We start from the raw sequence: 15,666 nt of genomic DNA, 5'->3' as shown, positions 1-15,666 counted from the left end.
AGTGTAGACACCGGGAGAGGGCCTTGTGAAAAATGCAAAAATCAGGCTTACAAATCGCACATAAAGTTGTATACAATCACTCCATCGTCGTGACGCCAGCCTGAAACTCATCACCGGGGCGCCACCTACATGGTTCGAACAAGAAGGAAAACTGCAGTGAGCGCTGACTACCCACGCGACCTGATCGGTTACGGCAGTAACCCTCCCCACCCCCATTGGCCGGGCAATGCCCGCATCGCCCTGTCCTTCGTGCTCAATTACGAAGAAGGCGGCGAGCGCAACGTCCTCCATGGCGACAAGGAATCCGAAGCGTTCCTTTCGGAGATGGTCGCGGCGCAACCGCTGCAGGGCGAACGCAACATGAGCATGGAATCGCTGTACGAGTATGGCAGCCGTGCCGGCGTCTGGCGTGTCCTCAAGCTGTTCAAGGAATTCGATATCCCGCTGACCGTTTTCGCCGTGGCCATGGCTGCCCAGCGCCATCCAGACGTGATTCGCGCCATGGTCGCCGCCGGCCACGAGATCTGCAGCCACGGCTATCGCTGGATCGACTACCAGTACATGGATGAGGCCCAGGAACGCGAGCACATGCTCGAAGCGATCCGCATCCTCACCGAAATCGCCGGCGAACGTCCGCTGGGCTGGTACACCGGCCGCACCGGCCCGAACACCCGCCGCCTGGTGATGGAAGAAGGCGGTTTCCTCTATGACAGCGACACCTACGACGACGACCTGCCCTACTGGGAGCCGAACAACCCCACCGGCAAGCCGCACCTGGTGAGCCCCTACACCCTCGACACCAACGACATGCGCTTCACCCAGGTACAGGGTTTCAACAAGGGCGATGATTTCTTCCAATACCTCAAGGATGCTTTCGACGTGTTGTACGCCGAAGGGGCCGAGGCGCCGAAGATGCTTTCCATCGGCCTGCATTGCCGGCTGATCGGCCGCCCTGCGCGACTGGCCTCCCTCCAGCGCTTTCTCGAATACGTCAAAGGCCATGATCACGTCTGGTTCAGCCGTCGTGTCGACATTGCTCGCCACTGGCAGCAAACCCATCCGTATCAGGGAGCGTCCAAATGACCGCCTTCCAAACCCTCAAGCCTTCCACCTTGAGCCGCGAAGCGTTCGTCAAAGCCTTCGCTGACATTTACGAACATTCGCCATGGGTCGCCGAAAAAGCCTTTGACCTGGGCCAGGATCCCTCGATCGACGAGATCGAAACCCTGCACCAGCGCATGAGCGACATCCTGTTGAGTGCCGATCACGCCAGCCAACTGGCGCTGATCAACGCTCACCCGGACCTGGCCGGCAAAGCCGCCGTCCAGGGCCAACTGACCGAAGCCAGCACGAATGAACAGGCGGGCGCCGGTATTCACCAATGCACGGCCGAAGAGTTCCAGCGCTTCACCGAGCTGAACGACGCCTACAAGGCCAAGTTCAAGTTTCCCTTCATCATGGCGGTAAAAGGCAGCAACCGGCACCAGATCCTTGCGGCATTCGAAACACGCATCCATCACTCGGCCGACGCCGAATTCAAATGCGCGCTGGCAGAGATCAACAAAATCGCGTTGTTCCGATTACTGACCCTTTAGCGAGCAGCCCTGCGACTTGAGGCCCTGCAAGCATCCCCAGCCAACCTATTTAAAGGCAGACAAGAAGAATGAAAGCTTACGCCGTACCTTTCGAGAAGTTCGTCAACCTGGCCGACGCCCGCCTGGGCACCAAGATCATCTCGGTTACCGATGATTGGTTCGCCGACGCTAACCGCCTGTTCCAGCCGACCCCGGCCGTGTGGAAGGAGGGCGTGTTCGATGACAATGGCAAGTGGATGGACGGCTGGGAATCGCGGCGCAAGCGCTTCGAAGGCTACGACAGCGCGGTGATCCGCCTGGGCGTGGCGGGCTCGATCAAGGGCGTGGACATCGACACCTCATTCTTCACCGGCAACTACCCACCGTCGGCCTCCTTGGAAGCCTGCTTCCTGAGCGAAGGCGAACCGGACGAAAACACCCAGTGGACTGAAGTACTGTCGGCCGTCGAATTGCAAGGCAACAGCCACCACTACCACGAAATCAGCAATGACCAGGCCTTCAGCCACCTGCGCTTCAACATCTATCCAGACGGCGGCGTGGCTCGCCTGCGGGTCTACGGCATTCCGTACCGCGACTGGTCGGCCGTCGGCGACAACGAACAGATCGACCTGGCTGCCGCCCTCAACGGTGGCCGCGCCCTGGCCTGCTCCGACGAACACTTCGGGCGCATGAGCAACATCCTCAACCCGGGCCGGGGCGTGAACATGGGCGATGGCTGGGAAACCGCCCGTCGTCGTACCCCGGGCAATGACTGGGTGATCGTCGCCCTGGGCCATGCCGGCATCGTTGAACAGGTCGTCGTCGACACCCTGCACTTCAAGGGAAACTACCACGACAGCTGCTCGATCCAGGGCGCGTTCGTCAAGGGCGGCACCGACAGCCAGATCGAAACCCAGTCGTTGTTCTGGCGCGAACTGTTGCCGAGCCAGAAGCTGGAAATGCACGCCGAACACACCTTCGCCGAGCAGATCAAGGCCCTGGGACCGATCACCCACATCCGCCTGAACGTGTTCCCGGACGGGGGCGGGAGTCGCCTGCGGGTGCTGGGCAAGGTATCGAAGTAAACGACGCACCTGTGGCGAGGGAGCTTGCTCCCGCTGGACTGCGCAGCAGTCCCATTTTTTTGAAAAGCGGGATCGCTTCGCAACCCAGCGGGAGCAAGCTCCCTCGCCACAAAAGCTGAACCACAACACAGAATTTTTGGATAAGAAGACCAGCATGCGCACTCTCAAGATCGAACCGTTGACCAAAGAAGCCTTCGCCCCGTTCGGTGACGTGATCGAAACCGACGGCAGCGATCACTTCATGATCAACAACGGTTCGACCATGCGCTTCCATCGCCTGGCGACGGTGGAAACCGCCACGCCGGATGACAAGGCGATCATCAGCATCTTCCGCGCCGACGCGCTGGACATGCCGCTGACCGTACGCATGCTGGAGCGCCATCCGCTGGGCAGCCAGGCCTTCATTCCGCTGCTCGGCAACCCCTTTCTGATCGTGGTCGCGCCACTTGGCGATGCACCTGTATCAGGCTTGGTCCGCGCCTTCGGCACCAACGGCAGGCAGGGCATTAATTACCATCGCGGCGTCTGGCACCACCCGGTGCTGACGATCGAAAAGCGGGATGACTTCCTGGTGGTTGATCGCAGTGGCACAGGCAATAACTGCGATGAGCATTTTTTCAAAGAGGATGAGTACTTGATCCTCGCCCCCCACCAATAAGAGAAGGTCCGATCACGCGAAAACAAGCGTGACGGGCGAGAGGTAAAGACTGTGGAAGCACATATGCTGGAATGGCTGAACCTGAGCATTCGCTGGGTTCACATGATCACTGGCGTGGCCTGGATCGGCGCGTCGTTCTACTTCGTCTGGCTGGAAAACAACCTCAATCGCGTCAACCCCAAGAGCGGCCTGGCCGGCGACCTGTGGGCCATCCACGGAGGTGGCATCTACCACCTGGAAAAATACAAACTCGCGCCACCGTCCATGCCGGACAACCTGCACTGGTTCAAATGGGAAGCCTACTTCACCTGGATGTCGGGCATCGCCCTGCTGTGCGTGGTGTTCTATTGGAACCCGACCGTCTACCTGCTGGCCCCCGGCAGCAGCCTGAGCGGTGCTGAAGGCGTGGCCCTGGGCATCGGTTCGTTGCTGGTCGGCTGGTTCGTCTATTCCTTTCTCTGCGACTCGGCCCTGGGCAAGCGCCCTGCACTGCTCGGCCTGATCCTGTTCGTGCTGCTGATCGCTGCGGCCTACGGCTTCAGCAAGGTGTTCAGCGGTCGCGGGGCCTACCTGCATGTCGGGGCGGTCATCGGCACGATCATGGTGGGCAACGTGTTTCGCATCATCATGCCGGCACAACGGGCCCTGGTCGCGGCCATCGCCGAGAACCGTACCCCCGACCCGGCGCTGCCGGCCAAGGGCTTGCTGCGTTCGCGTCACAACAATTACTTCACCCTGCCGGTGCTGTTCATCATGATCAGCAACCACTTCCCGAGCACCTACGGCAGCCAATACAACTGGCTGATCCTGGCCGGGATCGCCGTGGCGGCGGTGTTGGTGCGGCATTACTTCAACACGCGCCATGACAGCAACCGGTTTGCCTGGACGCTGCCGGTCGGCGCCCTGGCGATGATTTGCCTGGCCTATGTCACCGGGCCCAAACCCATCTCCAGCGCACCGGAAGTAGCAAAGGCGCCGGCCGCCATCGAGTACCAGCCCCTGCCGGAAACCGCCGTGGGCGGTGACGCCAAGCCCGCAACTGCCCCGGCAGCGCCAGCGGAAAAACCGGCCCAGGCCGCCAGCCCCCAGGGCCCTTCGTTCGAGAAGGTCCACAGCGTGATCCAGGAACGCTGCTCGGTCTGCCACTCGGCCAAGCCCACCAGCCCGTTGTTCAGCGCCGCGCCGGGCGGGGTGATGTTCGATACGCCGCAGCAGATTCAGCAAGAAGCCGCGCGCATCCAGGCCCAGGCCGTGACCACCCAGATCATGCCGTTGGGCAACCTCACCCAGATGACCCAGCAGGAACGCGACCTGATCGGCGCCTGGATCAATCAGGGCGCGCGCACCAACTGAGCCACTGCTTTCAATAAATGTCCCACCGCTGACAGGCCGACCGGCAATGACCGGTCGCCCGTCAGCGACTGCCTGCGCCTCAACAATAAAAACAAGAGGAAAGCACCTGATGACCAAGCCCTGCCATCACGCCCCAAATTCGCCGCACACGCGCCGTTACAGGGCACTTGAGCCCTTCAAGACAAGCCCGTATCCTGCGCGGCCGCTCGAAACCGGCCGACACAAAAACCCCCTCAGATCCTGACTGGTCCGCCAACTTAGCCCGGCACCGGTGAATAGAATAAGCATCCTCTTTTCGACTGTTCCAAACAGCTGGATGAGTCTTCTGCGGGTTTCCCACCTGCCTTGGCTCAGCTCTTGCTATCAGCATTCGCCACGCTCAAAAAGCTGACCGAACGGATGTTTTTCATCCATGGAAAAAAGGCGCCACACCAGAGCGCTGACTCGAAAAAAAGCGGTACCACTTACCTTTGGGAGCAAACCGAATGAAACGTACGTGCACCAGCCTGATACTCGCAGGATCCTTGCTGGCCGCAGGCCAGGCGATGGCCGACGACCTGTTCCAGTGGCAGAACAACAGCCTGAGCTACCTGTATGGCAAGGATTTCCAGATCAACCCGCGTATCCAGCAGACCGTGACCTTCGAACACGCCGATGCCTGGAAATACGGGGACAACTTCTTCTTCCTCGATCGGATCTTCTACAACGGCCAGGACGACAGCCAGTCCGGCCCGAACACCTACTACGGTGAATTCAGCCCGCGCCTGTCGTTCGGCAAGATCTTCGACCAGAAGCTGGCACTGGGGCCGATCAAGGACGTGCTGCTGGCCATGACCTATGAGTTCGGGGACGGCGACAACGAGTCGTACCTGAGCGGCCCCGGCTGCGACCTGGCCGTTCCCGGCTTCGACTACTTCCAGCTGAACTTCTACAACCGCCAGACCGAAGGCCCACGCGCCGGCGACAACGTCTGGCAGATCACCCCGGTCTGGGCCTATACCCTGCCGGTGGGTTCATCCGATATCCTGTTCGACGGGTTCATCGACTGGGTGGTGGACAACGACACCAATTCCAAGGGCACCTACCACGCCAACCTGCACATCGTCCCGCAGGTCAAATATGACTTGGGCAAGGCCTTGAAGCTCGGCGCCAAGCAGCTATACGTCGGGGTGGAATACGACTACTGGAAGAACAAGTACGCGATCGAAGACAGCGACGGGTTCAAGACCAACCAGAGCACGACCAGCTTTTTGCTGAAGTACCATTTCTGATCTGATTCATTGGATTTAGAAACCACCGCACAGCTTTTGTGGGAGCGGGCTTGCTCGCGAATGCGGACTATCAGCCAACATCAATGTTGAATGTTCCGTCGCCTTCGCGAGCAGGCTCGCTCCCACAGGAGTTTGTGTGTGGGGTGAGTTTCAGCATCCAGCGCAAATCCCCTGTGGGAGCGAGCCTGCTCGCGATTGGGGTGAACCTACTGACATCACTCCTAAGCCAACCCCAGAAACCGACTCAACGCCTCACGCTGCGCCAACGCATCCTGGCGCCCCAGCTCGATCAGCTCGCTGCAATACCCCGCCTCGAACAACAGGTAGCTCCGCACCCCTGCGCCGCTGGTCTTGGTCGCGCCCGGCCCGCGCAAGAAGACGCGCAACGCACGGGGCAATTCCTGGCGATGGCGGGCGGCGATTTCGTCGATCGGTTGGCTGGGTGAGATCACCAGCACGTCCACCGGTGCGGCGCCGAGGGCGTGGGCCGGGACGTCATCGGGCAGCAAGTGGCTGAAGCCGTTCAGGCGCTCAAGCAACTCGATATCACTTTCCAGGCTGTCGATGAACGTGCTGTTGAGCATATGACCGCCGATCTGCGCCAGGGTCGGTTGCAGGCCGGTGTAGCTGCGCTCGCGCGGATCTTGCCCGCCGGCGCCCCGAGGATTGCCGCTGACACCGATCACCAGCACACGATTGGCCCCCAGGTGCAGGGCTGGGCTGATGGGCGCCGATTGCCGCACCGCGCCGTCGCCGAAATATTGCGGGCCGATCCTGACCGGCGCGAACAACAATGGAATCGCCGAACTGGCCAGCAAATGCTCCACCGACAACTGCGTCGGCACACCGATACGCCGATGGCGCAACCAGGCATCGATGGTCCCCCGCCCTTGGTAAAACGTAACGGCCTGGCCGGATTCATAACCGAACGCCGTCACCGCCACCGCCCGCAGCTGCTGCTCGGCGATGGACTGCTCGATGCCCGAGGCGTGGAATTGGGCCTGGAGCAGTTCGCGCAACGGCGAACTGTCGATCAGCGCCACTGGCAACTTGGCCCCCAGGCCCAGCAGGCTGTGGATGAAGAAACGCATCGACTGGGCCAACACGCCTCGCCAGTCGCTGCGCATGACTTGATGGCTGCGCACCGCTTGCCAGAACGCGGTCAGCCGCTCGATGGCCGTCTTGAAGTCCATCGCCCCGCTCGCCAGGCTGACCGCGTTGATCGCCCCGGCCGAGGTGCCGACGATCACCGGAAACGGGTTATCCGCCCCATCCGGCAGCAATTCGGCGATGGCCGCCAGTACACCTACCTGATACGCCGCTCGAGCCCCGCCGCCGGAAAGAATCAAACCTGTAACCGGTTCAGCTGGGGTCATCGCAATGCTCCGTGCTCAAGGTGATATCAAAAAAACTCAGCCGCGTTTGTCGTACAGCTTGGGCTCGCCTGGCGGACGGCTCTTGAAGCGCCGGTGGGCCCAAAGGTACTGCTCGGGACAATCGCTCACCGACCGCTCTACCCACTGGTTGATGCGGATGCAATCGGCTTCCTCGGTCTCGCCCGGAAAATCCGTCAGCGGCGCCTGGATCACCAGGCGATAACCGCTGCCATCGGCCAGCCGCTCCTGGGTGAAAGGCACCACCAGCGCCTTGCCCAGGCGGGCGAACTTGCTGGTGGCGGTGACCGTCGCGGCCTGGACGCCGAACAGCGGCACGAACACGCTTTGCTTGGCGCCGTAGTCCTGGTCCGGCGCATACCAGATCGCCCGTCCGGCCCGCAGCAGCTTGAGCATGCCACGCACGTCGTCACGCTCCACCGCCAGGGAATCGAGGTTGTGCCGCTCGCGGCCCCGACGCTGGATGTAGTCGAACAGCGGGTTCTTGTGCTCGCGGTACATGCCATCGATGGTGTGCTGCTGGCCAAGCAAGGCCGCGCCGATTTCCAGCGTGGTGAAATGCAACGCCATCAAAATCACGCCCTTGCCCTCGCGCTGGGCCTGCTTGAGGTGCTCCAGCCCTTCGACATGGGCCAGTTTCGCCAAACGCGAACGCGACCACCACCAACTCATGGCCATCTCGAAAAAGGCGATGCCGGTGGAGGCGAAGTTGTCCTTGAGCAGACGCTTGCGCTCGGCGGCGGATTTTTCCGGGAAGCACAGCTCCAGGTTGCGACGGGCGATGCGCCGTCGGTCGCCGGCCATCCGATACATCAGCGCGCCCAATGCGCGACCGACCCGCAGCAATAACGGATAAGGCAGTTGAACGATCAGCCACAACAGCCCCAGGCCGCACCACAGCAGCCAGAAACGCGGATGAAAAAATGCAGCTCGAAAACGCGGGCGATCCATTACAGCTTCCATTAAGACATGGGCCGCGCATTCTACATTGTTCGACCCGGGTTGCGGCTGGCGGACGATCTCGTTATAAGTCTCGGCACTTTTAGTGACAAGCCGTTGTACGCCGACCATGAGCCAAACCGAACCGCTAGACCAAGATCCCGTGTTCCAGCTGAAGGGCAGCATGCTCGCCATTACGGTGCTGGAACTGGCCCGCAACGACCTGGAGAGCCTTGACCGGCAACTGGCGGCGAAAGTCGCCCAGGCCCCGAATTTCTTCAGCAATGCCCCCCTGGTGCTGGCCCTGGACAAGCTGCCGGCCGGCGACGGCTCAGTGGACCTGCCGGGCCTGATGCGCGTCTGCCGCCAGCACGGCCTGCGCACCCTGGCGATCCGCGCCAGCCGCATCGAAGACATCGCCGCCGCCATCGCCGTGGACATTCCGGTGCTGCCGCCGTCCGGCGCCCGGGAACGCGTGCTGGAACTGAATCCGGTCGAAGCGAAGAAAATTCCGGAAAAACCATTGGAGCCCAGCGTCAAGCCGACGCGCGTGATCACCTCGCCCGTGCGCGGCGGGCAACAGATTTATGCCCAGGGTGGCGATCTGGTCATCGTCTCCTCGGTCAGCCCGGGGGCGGAACTTCTGGCCGATGGCAACATCCATGTATACGGCCCGATGCGCGGTCGAGCACTGGCCGGCGTCAAGGGTGATACCAAGGCCAGGATCTTCTGCCAGCAATTGAGCGCCGAGCTGGTTTCCATCGCCGGGCAGTACAAGGTCTCCGAAGATTTGCGCCGCGACCCGTTGTGGGGGGCCGGCGTCCAGATCAGCCTGTCAGGCGACGTGTTGAACATCATTCGGCTTTAACGGATACTGCCGCATTTTCCAAGCATCTCTAAAACGAGCGAAAACGGCTTAAACGACGTAGGAAAAAGGATCAGGCAGTGTTTACCGGAGGTAGACCCCGCCCGACAGCCGATTCCAGCCAAGCCTGTCCAATTGCAGCGGTTTTCCAGAGATGTTTTTCAGGGGCTGACAAAGTCCTTTTTCCTTAGGGGTGAAACACCTTGGCCAAGATTCTCGTGGTTACATCCGGCAAGGGTGGTGTGGGTAAGACCACCACCAGCGCCGCTATCGGTACCGGCCTCGCTCTGCGCGGCCACAAGACAGTCATCGTCGACTTCGACGTCGGCCTGCGTAACCTCGACCTGATCATGGGTTGCGAGCGTCGCGTGGTCTACGACTTCGTCAACGTGGTCAACGGCGAAGCGAACCTGCAGCAGGCCCTGATCAAGGACAAGCGCCTTGAAAACCTCTACGTGCTGGCCGCCAGCCAGACCCGCGACAAAGACGCGCTGACCCAGGAAGGCGTGGAAAAAGTGCTGATGCAGCTCAAGGAAGACTTTGAGTTCGTGGTCTGCGACTCCCCGGCCGGTATCGAGAAAGGTGCCCACCTGGCCATGTACTTCGCCGACGAAGCGATTGTCGTGACCAACCCGGAAGTGTCGTCGGTCCGCGACTCCGACCGCATGCTGGGCCTGCTGGCGAGCAAGTCCCGGCGCGCCGAGAAGGGCGAAGAGCCGATCAAGGAGCACTTGCTGCTGACCCGCTACAACCCGCAACGAGTCAGCGATGGCGAAATGCTGGGCGTCGAAGACGTCAAGGAAATCCTCGCCGTCACCCTGCTGGGTGTCATTCCGGAATCCCAAGCGGTCCTCAAGGCTTCCAACTCCGGCGTGCCAGTGATCCTCGACGACCAGAGCGATGCCGGCCAGGCATACAGCGATGCCGTCGATCGCCTGCTGGGCAAAACCGTGGAGCATCGTTTCCTCGATGTAACGAAGAAAGGTTTCTTCGAGCGCCTGTTTGGAGGTAGGTAATGAACCTTTTTGACTTCTTTCGTGCCAACAAAAAGCCCAGTACCGCCTCGGTCGCGAAAGAGCGTCTACAGATCATCGTGGCGCACGAACGCGGCCAACGCAGTACCCCTGACTACCTGCCAGCCTTGCAGAAGGAACTGGTGGAAGTGATCCGCAAATACGTCAACATCGGTAGCGATGACGTGCATGTGGCGCTGGAAAGCCAGGGCAGCTGCTCGATCCTGGAACTCAATATCACCCTGCCGGATCGCTGAGCGCACCGGCGGGAGCCACGGCGGCTCGGGTCCCCACAGCCTTTTTTGTGGGAGCGGGCTTGCTCGCGAAGACGGTGACGCATTCGATATCAATGTGTCTGAGACACCGCTTTCGCGAGCAAGCCCGCTCCCACAAGGGCCGGGCCCGAGCCGCCGTTGGCGTTTGTAGCGAGACTGTTTTTAATGCCCCTGTCCAACATCCGCATCATTCATCAGGACGCCGCTGTCCTGGTGGTCGACAAGCCGACCCTGTTGCTTTCCGTGCCCGGCCGGGCCGACGACAACAAGGACTGCCTGATCACCCGCCTGCAGGAAAACGGCTATCCGGAAGCGCGAATCGTACACCGACTGGACTGGGAAACCTCTGGCATTATCCTGCTGGCCCGTGACCCGGACACCCATCGCGAACTGTCCCGGCAATTTCATGACCGCGAAACCGAAAAAGCCTACACCGCGCTGTGCTGGGGCCAACCGGAGCTGGACAGCGGCAGCATCGACCTGCCCCTGCGCTACGACCCGCCGACCAAACCCCGACATGTGGTGGACCATGAACAGGGCAAACACGCCCTGACCTTCTGGCGCGTGCTGGAACGTTGCGGCGACTGGTGCCGGGTCGAGCTGACACCCATCACCGGACGCTCGCACCAACTGCGCGTGCACATGCTCTCCATCGGTCACCCGCTGCTGGGCGACGGGCTCTACGCCCACCCCCAGGCCCTCGCCGCCTGGCCGCGCCTGTGCCTGCACGCGAGCATGTTGAGCTTCACCCACCCGCAAAGCGGCGAGCGCCTGCGCTTCGAGTGCCCTGCGCCGTTTTAAGAAACACCACCGACCCTGTGGCGAGGGAGCTTGCTCCCGCTGGGGCGCGAAGCGGCCCTAAAGGCTGATACCTCGGCAAACCTGCTTGATGGGGTCGCCGCTGTTGGGGCTGCTACGCAGCCCAGCGGGAGCAAGCTCCCTCGCCACGGGTTCGACAACCCAAGTTCCCCCTATACATACCCCTCTCCCCTCCCCATCGACCAGCAATACGGTAAACTCCCGCCCATCGCTGTCTGGAGTGATTTATGCGCGCAGAGTTGAACCAAGGCCTGATCGACTTCCTCAAGGCCTCCCCTACCCCGTTTCATGCCACCGCCAGCCTGGCCAAGCGCCTGGAGGCGGCCGGTTACCAGCGTCTTGACGAACGCGAGACTTGGGCCACCGAGGCCAACGGTCGTTATTACGTCACGCGCAACGACTCTTCGATCATTGCCTTCAAGCTCGGCCGCCACTCCCCGCTGCACGACGGCATCCGCCTGGTCGGCGCCCACACCGACAGCCCCTGCCTGCGGGTCAAGCCGCAGCCGGAGCTGCAACGCCACGGGTTCTGGCAACTGGGGGTGGAAGTCTATGGCGGCGCGCTGCTGGCGCCATGGTTCGACCGTGACCTGTCCCTGGCCGGGCGCGTGCCTTTCCGCCGCGCTGGCAAGGTCGAGAGCCAACTGATCGATTTCCAGGCGCCGAGCGCCACGATTCCCACCCTGGCCATCCACCTCAATCGCGAAGCCAACCAAGGCTGGGCCATCAACCCGCAGAACGAGCTGCCGCCGATCCTCGCGCAGTTCGCCGGTGACGAGCGCGTCGACTTCCGTGCCGTGCTCACCGATCAACTGGCCCGGGAACACGGCCTGAACGCCGACGTGGTGCTCGATTACGAGTTGAGCTTCTACGACACCCAAAGCGCCGCGGTCATTGGCCTGCATGGTGATTTCATTGCCGGCGCGCGCCTGGACAACCTGCTGTCATGCTACGCCGGCCTGCAAGCCTTGCTGAACGCCGACACTGAAGAAACCTGCGTGCTGGTGTGCAACGATCACGAAGAGGTCGGCTCATGCTCGGCCTGTGGCGCCGACGGTCCGATGCTGGAACAGACCCTGCGTCGCCTGCTGCCCGAAGGTGAAGAATTCGTACGGACCATTCAGAAATCCCTGCTGGTTTCGGCGGACAACGCCCACGGCGTGCACCCCAACTATGCCGACAAGCACGACGCCAACCACGGCCCCAAGCTCAACGCCGGTCCGGTGATCAAGGTCAACAGCAACCAGCGCTACGCCACCAACAGCGAAACCGCCGGGTTCTTCCGCCATTTGTGCATGGCCGAAGAAGTGCCGGTGCAGAGCTTCGTGGTGCGCAGCGACATGGGCTGCGGCTCGACCATCGGCCCGATCACCGCCAGTCAGCTGGGCGTGCGCACCGTGGACATCGGCCTGCCGACCTTCGCCATGCATTCGATCCGCGAACTGTGCGGCAGCCATGACCTGGCGCATCTGGTGAAGGTGCTGAGCGCGTTCTACGCGTCTCGCGAGTTGCCATAGTTGTAGCTGCCCCCTGTGGCGAGGGAGCTTGCTCCCGCTGGGTGGCGCAGCCGCCCCTAATCTGTAACTGAATGCAGATCGGCCAGTGCTGCGCACTGGAGCTGGAGCAAGCTCCCTCGCCACAATGATGTCCACCTCAAGATTTGGGGAGGCTGTGACACACATCAGCCCACCCCAACCAAACCCCAACTAGACTGTCCTTATCCCCCTCGACAAGGCCGTCGTCATGACCTCGATGTCTGCGCTCAACGCCATGCTGGTGCCCATCATCGCCGGCATGATCCTGCTGGCCATCGGTTTCACCTTCCGTGACAAGAACGTCGGCGTCTTCGCCATGTGGATCGGCATGTTGTTGATCCTCGCCACGGTGGTGATCAAGATCCTGAGCAAGCTCAACGAATCTCTCTGAGCCTGGCGCCGGCCACCGGCGATTATTCCGGCACAGGTTGCTCCGGCACATCCACCCCGACATGGATCGCATCGTGGCGCCAGAACTCCAGGTCACAGTCGATCAGCCGCTGGTGCTGGTCATAGTTGACCCGTGCGCTGCGCAGCCCGGGGCTGCCCACCGAGACCCTCAACGCCGCTGCCGCTTCCGGCTGTAACGAGGTGGGCACGATTTCGAACTTCACCCGGCCGTAGTGCAGGTCGTAATGGCGGGCGTACAGCTCGGTGATGGATTGGTTAAGGTCGAACCCGAGGATGTCCGGGAAATACTGCGGGTTCAGGTAGTGCTCGACGTACAGCACCAGCCGCTCATCGATACGCCGCACACGGCAGATCTGGATCACGCTGGACAGCGCCGGCAACTGCAACCACGCACACACGGCCGCCGAAGCCGGTTGCAGGCGTGCAGAAATCACTTGGGTAGAAGGCACCCGCCCCTGGGCCGCGACCATGGCGTGGAAATGGCTGCGCTGCATCAGGTTGTAGGCCAGGCGCGGCGGCGAGACGAACCAGCCCCGGCGCTCCTCCCGATAGATCTGCCCCTGGGCTTCGAGCTGCAACAACGCTTCGCGCACGGTGATCCGCGTGGTCCCGAACAATTCACTGAGCTTGCGCTCGGCCGGCAACTTGCTGCCGGGCGCCAGCAACCCGTGGTCGAGTTGCTCTTGCAGCACCTGTCCAATGGCTGTCACCGCTTTGGTTGCATCGATGCGCATCAACGTTACCTATCTGGACTAGACCAGCACTGTTTCGGGGCAGGATCGACGGCTCATCGATCCGCTTCTGAGTCCAGCAAGCCTAGGCACTGCACATGACTGGTAGATGACAGAGCCGCCGAACGGTCGTTTTGCCAGCGTGCAAATTAACGGCCAAGTCCTTGCAGATCAGCCGTTTAACCATGGTCTACGCTTACTTCGCAGCCCACCCCCACGAGCCGGGCATTTCCCGCCGCCTGCGGCACCGACATCAAAATGTCACAGCGCTCGCCTACATTGGCTCAGGTATTGCTGACCTAGACCAACACAACCGCAATCGCAGCGTTGAAAACGCCCATAGGAGCTTCGGATGAAACAGCTTTTCCTGGCATCACTGTTAGGCTCGACCATTGCCATGTGCACCGCCGCCATGGCCGCTGACACCGATCTGAAAACGTTGGAAGCCGCTGCGAAAGCGGAAGGCGCCGTCAACAGCGTCGGCATGCCCGATGACTGGGCAAACTGGAAAGGCACCTGGGAGGACTTGGCCAAGCTCTACGGCTTGAAACACATCGACACCGACATGAGCTCGGCCCAGGAAATCGCCAAGTTCGCCGCCGAAAAAGACAACGCCAGCGCCGACATCGGCGACGTCGGTGCGGCCTTCGGCCCGATCGCGGTCAAGCAGGGCGTGGTCCAGCCCTACAAGCCAAGCACCTGGGAACAAGTACCGGCCTGGGCCAAGGACAAGGACGGCAACTGGGCATTGGCCTACACCGGCACCATCGCCTTCATCGTCAACAAGAAGCTGCTGCACGGTTCCGAAGTGCCGACCAAATGGGCCGACCTGAAGACAGGCAAGTACAAAGTCTCCATCGGTGACGTGAGCACCGCCGCCCAGGCCGCCAACGGCGTGCTGGCCGCGGCCCTGGCCAACGGCGGCGACGAGAAGAACGTCCAGCCGGCGCTGTTGATGTTTGCCGATATCGCCAAGCAAGGACGCCTGTCCATGGCCAACCCGACTATCGCCACGATGGAGAAAGGTGAAGTCGAAGTCGGCGTGGTTTGGGATTTCAACGGCCTGAGCTACAAGGCCAAGATGGCCAACCCCGATGACTACGTCGTACTGATTCCGTCCGACGGCGCGGTGATCTCCGGCTACACCACCATCATCAACAAATACGCCAAGCACCCGAACGCCGCCAAGTTGGCCCGTGAGTACATCTTCAGCGACGCCGGCCAGATCAACCTGGCCAAGGGCAATGCCCGTCCAATCCGCGCCGAGCACCTGAAACTGCCGGAAGAGGTCCAGGCCAAACTGCTGCCGAACGAGCAGTACAAAGGCGTGACCCCGATCAAGGACGCGGATGCGTGGGAGAAGACTTCCAAGGCACTGCCGCAGAAGTGGCAGGAAGAAGTGATCATCAACATGCAATAAGGCGGTCGCTCCCGCTCGGAGATCCACTGGAAATCCAACTGTGAGAGCAAGCCCCGTGGGAGCGAGCTTGCTCGCGATGAACGATGACACGGTCCCGCAGTTGAACCGTGTCGCCCTCATCGCGAGCAAGCTCGCTCCCACAGAAGCTGGTTCTCACATCAGGTTCCTGGAGGATCCGAGTTTTCTGGTATCTGCCCGGAGTCCCGGTACCCATGAAGCACAACGTCATCCTGGTGGTGCTCGACGGTCTCAACCATGAGGTCGCCCGGCATGCCATGGGGCATTTGCAGGCTTACGTCGGCGCAGGACGCGCGGCCCTCTAC

16 protein-coding genes and 1 pseudogene are annotated in these 15,666 nt (G+C 61.6%); 14 read left to right on the top strand and 3 right to left on the bottom strand.

Annotated elements, in window-relative coordinates:
- Positions 1 to 156: 156 nt before the first annotated feature.
- From puuE to HGO40_RS22810, 6 genes are all read left to right on the top strand, one after another.
- A complete protein-coding gene (gene puuE, locus HGO40_RS22835; RefSeq protein ID WP_250964842.1) occupies positions 157 to 1,083 on the top strand; it encodes an allantoinase PuuE in 927 nt (308 codons plus the stop codon).
- Positions 1,080 to 1,595: a 2-oxo-4-hydroxy-4-carboxy-5-ureidoimidazoline decarboxylase gene (gene uraD, locus HGO40_RS22830; RefSeq protein WP_039594512.1), complete on the top strand. Its 516-nt coding sequence runs from the start codon at positions 1,080 to 1,082 to the stop codon at positions 1,593 to 1,595. Before puuE ends, uraD begins: the two co-directional genes overlap by 4 nt.
- A 68-nt stretch (positions 1,596 to 1,663) precedes the next feature.
- Entirely contained in the window at positions 1,664 to 2,659 is a 996-nt protein-coding gene (gene alc / locus HGO40_RS22825; RefSeq protein ID WP_250964841.1) for an allantoicase, read from the top strand.
- Between the two features lie 154 nt (positions 2,660 to 2,813).
- Positions 2,814 to 3,317 (top strand): ureidoglycolate lyase, encoded by a 504-nt coding sequence (locus HGO40_RS22820; protein ID WP_250964840.1) that lies wholly within the window; start codon positions 2,814 to 2,816, stop codon positions 3,315 to 3,317.
- Positions 3,318 to 3,368: 51 nt separating this feature from the next.
- Positions 3,369 to 4,670, top strand: a complete 1,302-nt coding sequence (locus tag HGO40_RS22815; RefSeq protein ID WP_250964839.1) for a urate hydroxylase PuuD — start codon at positions 3,369 to 3,371, stop codon at positions 4,668 to 4,670.
- Positions 4,671 to 5,155: 485 nt separating this feature from the next.
- Positions 5,156 to 5,941, top strand: coding sequence for an outer membrane protein OmpK (locus HGO40_RS22810; RefSeq protein WP_250964838.1), 786 nt, complete (start codon positions 5,156 to 5,158; stop codon positions 5,939 to 5,941).
- Between the two features lie 221 nt (positions 5,942 to 6,162).
- Here HGO40_RS22810 and HGO40_RS22805 read toward each other — a convergent pair whose 3' ends face one another.
- Together HGO40_RS22805 and HGO40_RS22800 are read right to left on the bottom strand one after the other, a co-directional pair.
- Positions 6,163 to 7,317: a patatin-like phospholipase family protein gene (locus HGO40_RS22805; RefSeq protein ID WP_250964837.1), complete on the bottom strand. Its 1,155-nt coding sequence runs from the start codon at positions 7,315 to 7,317 to the stop codon at positions 6,163 to 6,165.
- 36 nt (positions 7,318 to 7,353) lie between these two features.
- The gene (locus tag HGO40_RS22800; protein ID WP_250964836.1) at positions 7,354 to 8,286 is read right to left on the bottom strand and encodes a lipid A biosynthesis lauroyl acyltransferase; all 933 of its coding nucleotides are present in this window, start codon (positions 8,284 to 8,286) and stop codon (positions 7,354 to 7,356) included.
- Positions 8,287 to 8,404: 118 nt separating this feature from the next.
- Between HGO40_RS22800 and minC the strand changes: the two genes are divergently transcribed.
- From minC to HGO40_RS22770, 6 genes are all read left to right on the top strand, one after another.
- Complete coding sequence (gene minC / locus HGO40_RS22795) at positions 8,405 to 9,142, top strand: septum site-determining protein MinC (protein ID WP_250964835.1); 738 nt, start codon at positions 8,405 to 8,407, stop codon at positions 9,140 to 9,142.
- A 200-nt stretch (positions 9,143 to 9,342) separates the two neighbouring features.
- On the top strand, positions 9,343 to 10,155 hold the full coding sequence (gene minD, locus HGO40_RS22790) for a septum site-determining protein MinD (protein ID WP_003179114.1): 813 nt from the start codon (positions 9,343 to 9,345) through the stop codon (positions 10,153 to 10,155).
- The gene (gene minE, locus HGO40_RS22785) at positions 10,155 to 10,409 is read left to right on the top strand and encodes a cell division topological specificity factor MinE (protein ID WP_003179111.1); all 255 of its coding nucleotides are present in this window, start codon (positions 10,155 to 10,157) and stop codon (positions 10,407 to 10,409) included. Before minD ends, minE begins: the two co-directional genes overlap by 1 nt.
- Positions 10,410 to 10,592: 183 nt before the next feature.
- Positions 10,593 to 11,228: an RluA family pseudouridine synthase gene (locus tag HGO40_RS22780; RefSeq protein ID WP_018612476.1), complete on the top strand. Its 636-nt coding sequence runs from the start codon at positions 10,593 to 10,595 to the stop codon at positions 11,226 to 11,228.
- Positions 11,229 to 11,473: 245 nt separating this feature from the next.
- Positions 11,474 to 12,763: a M18 family aminopeptidase gene (locus tag HGO40_RS22775; protein ID WP_250964834.1), complete on the top strand. Its 1,290-nt coding sequence runs from the start codon at positions 11,474 to 11,476 to the stop codon at positions 12,761 to 12,763.
- A 226-nt stretch (positions 12,764 to 12,989) separates the two neighbouring features.
- The gene (locus HGO40_RS22770; RefSeq protein ID WP_250964833.1) at positions 12,990 to 13,172 is read left to right on the top strand and encodes a hypothetical protein; all 183 of its coding nucleotides are present in this window, start codon (positions 12,990 to 12,992) and stop codon (positions 13,170 to 13,172) included.
- A gap of 22 nt (positions 13,173 to 13,194) precedes the next feature.
- On the opposite strand, the gene HGO40_RS22765 is transcribed toward HGO40_RS22770, so the two are convergent.
- Entirely contained in the window at positions 13,195 to 13,926 is a 732-nt protein-coding gene (locus HGO40_RS22765; RefSeq protein ID WP_250964832.1) for a UTRA domain-containing protein, read from the bottom strand.
- Between the two features lie 349 nt (positions 13,927 to 14,275).
- Between HGO40_RS22765 and HGO40_RS22760 the strand changes: the two genes are divergently transcribed.
- Together HGO40_RS22760 and HGO40_RS22755 are read left to right on the top strand one after the other, a co-directional pair.
- A complete protein-coding gene (locus HGO40_RS22760) occupies positions 14,276 to 15,343 on the top strand; it encodes an ABC transporter substrate-binding protein (RefSeq protein ID WP_250964831.1) in 1,068 nt (355 codons plus the stop codon).
- Between the two features lie 212 nt (positions 15,344 to 15,555).
- Positions 15,556 to 15,666 (top strand): annotated as a pseudogene (locus HGO40_RS22755) (alkaline phosphatase family protein); the annotation flags it as partial.

The sequence above is a fragment of the Pseudomonas sp. CG7 genome, from assembly GCF_023701885.1.
In the GTDB taxonomy this organism is placed as follows: Bacteria; Pseudomonadota; Gammaproteobacteria; order Pseudomonadales; family Pseudomonadaceae; genus Aquipseudomonas; species Aquipseudomonas zanjanensis.
Note: the sequence above shows the minus strand (reverse complement) of the source record. Positions and strands in the feature narration are given on the sequence as shown.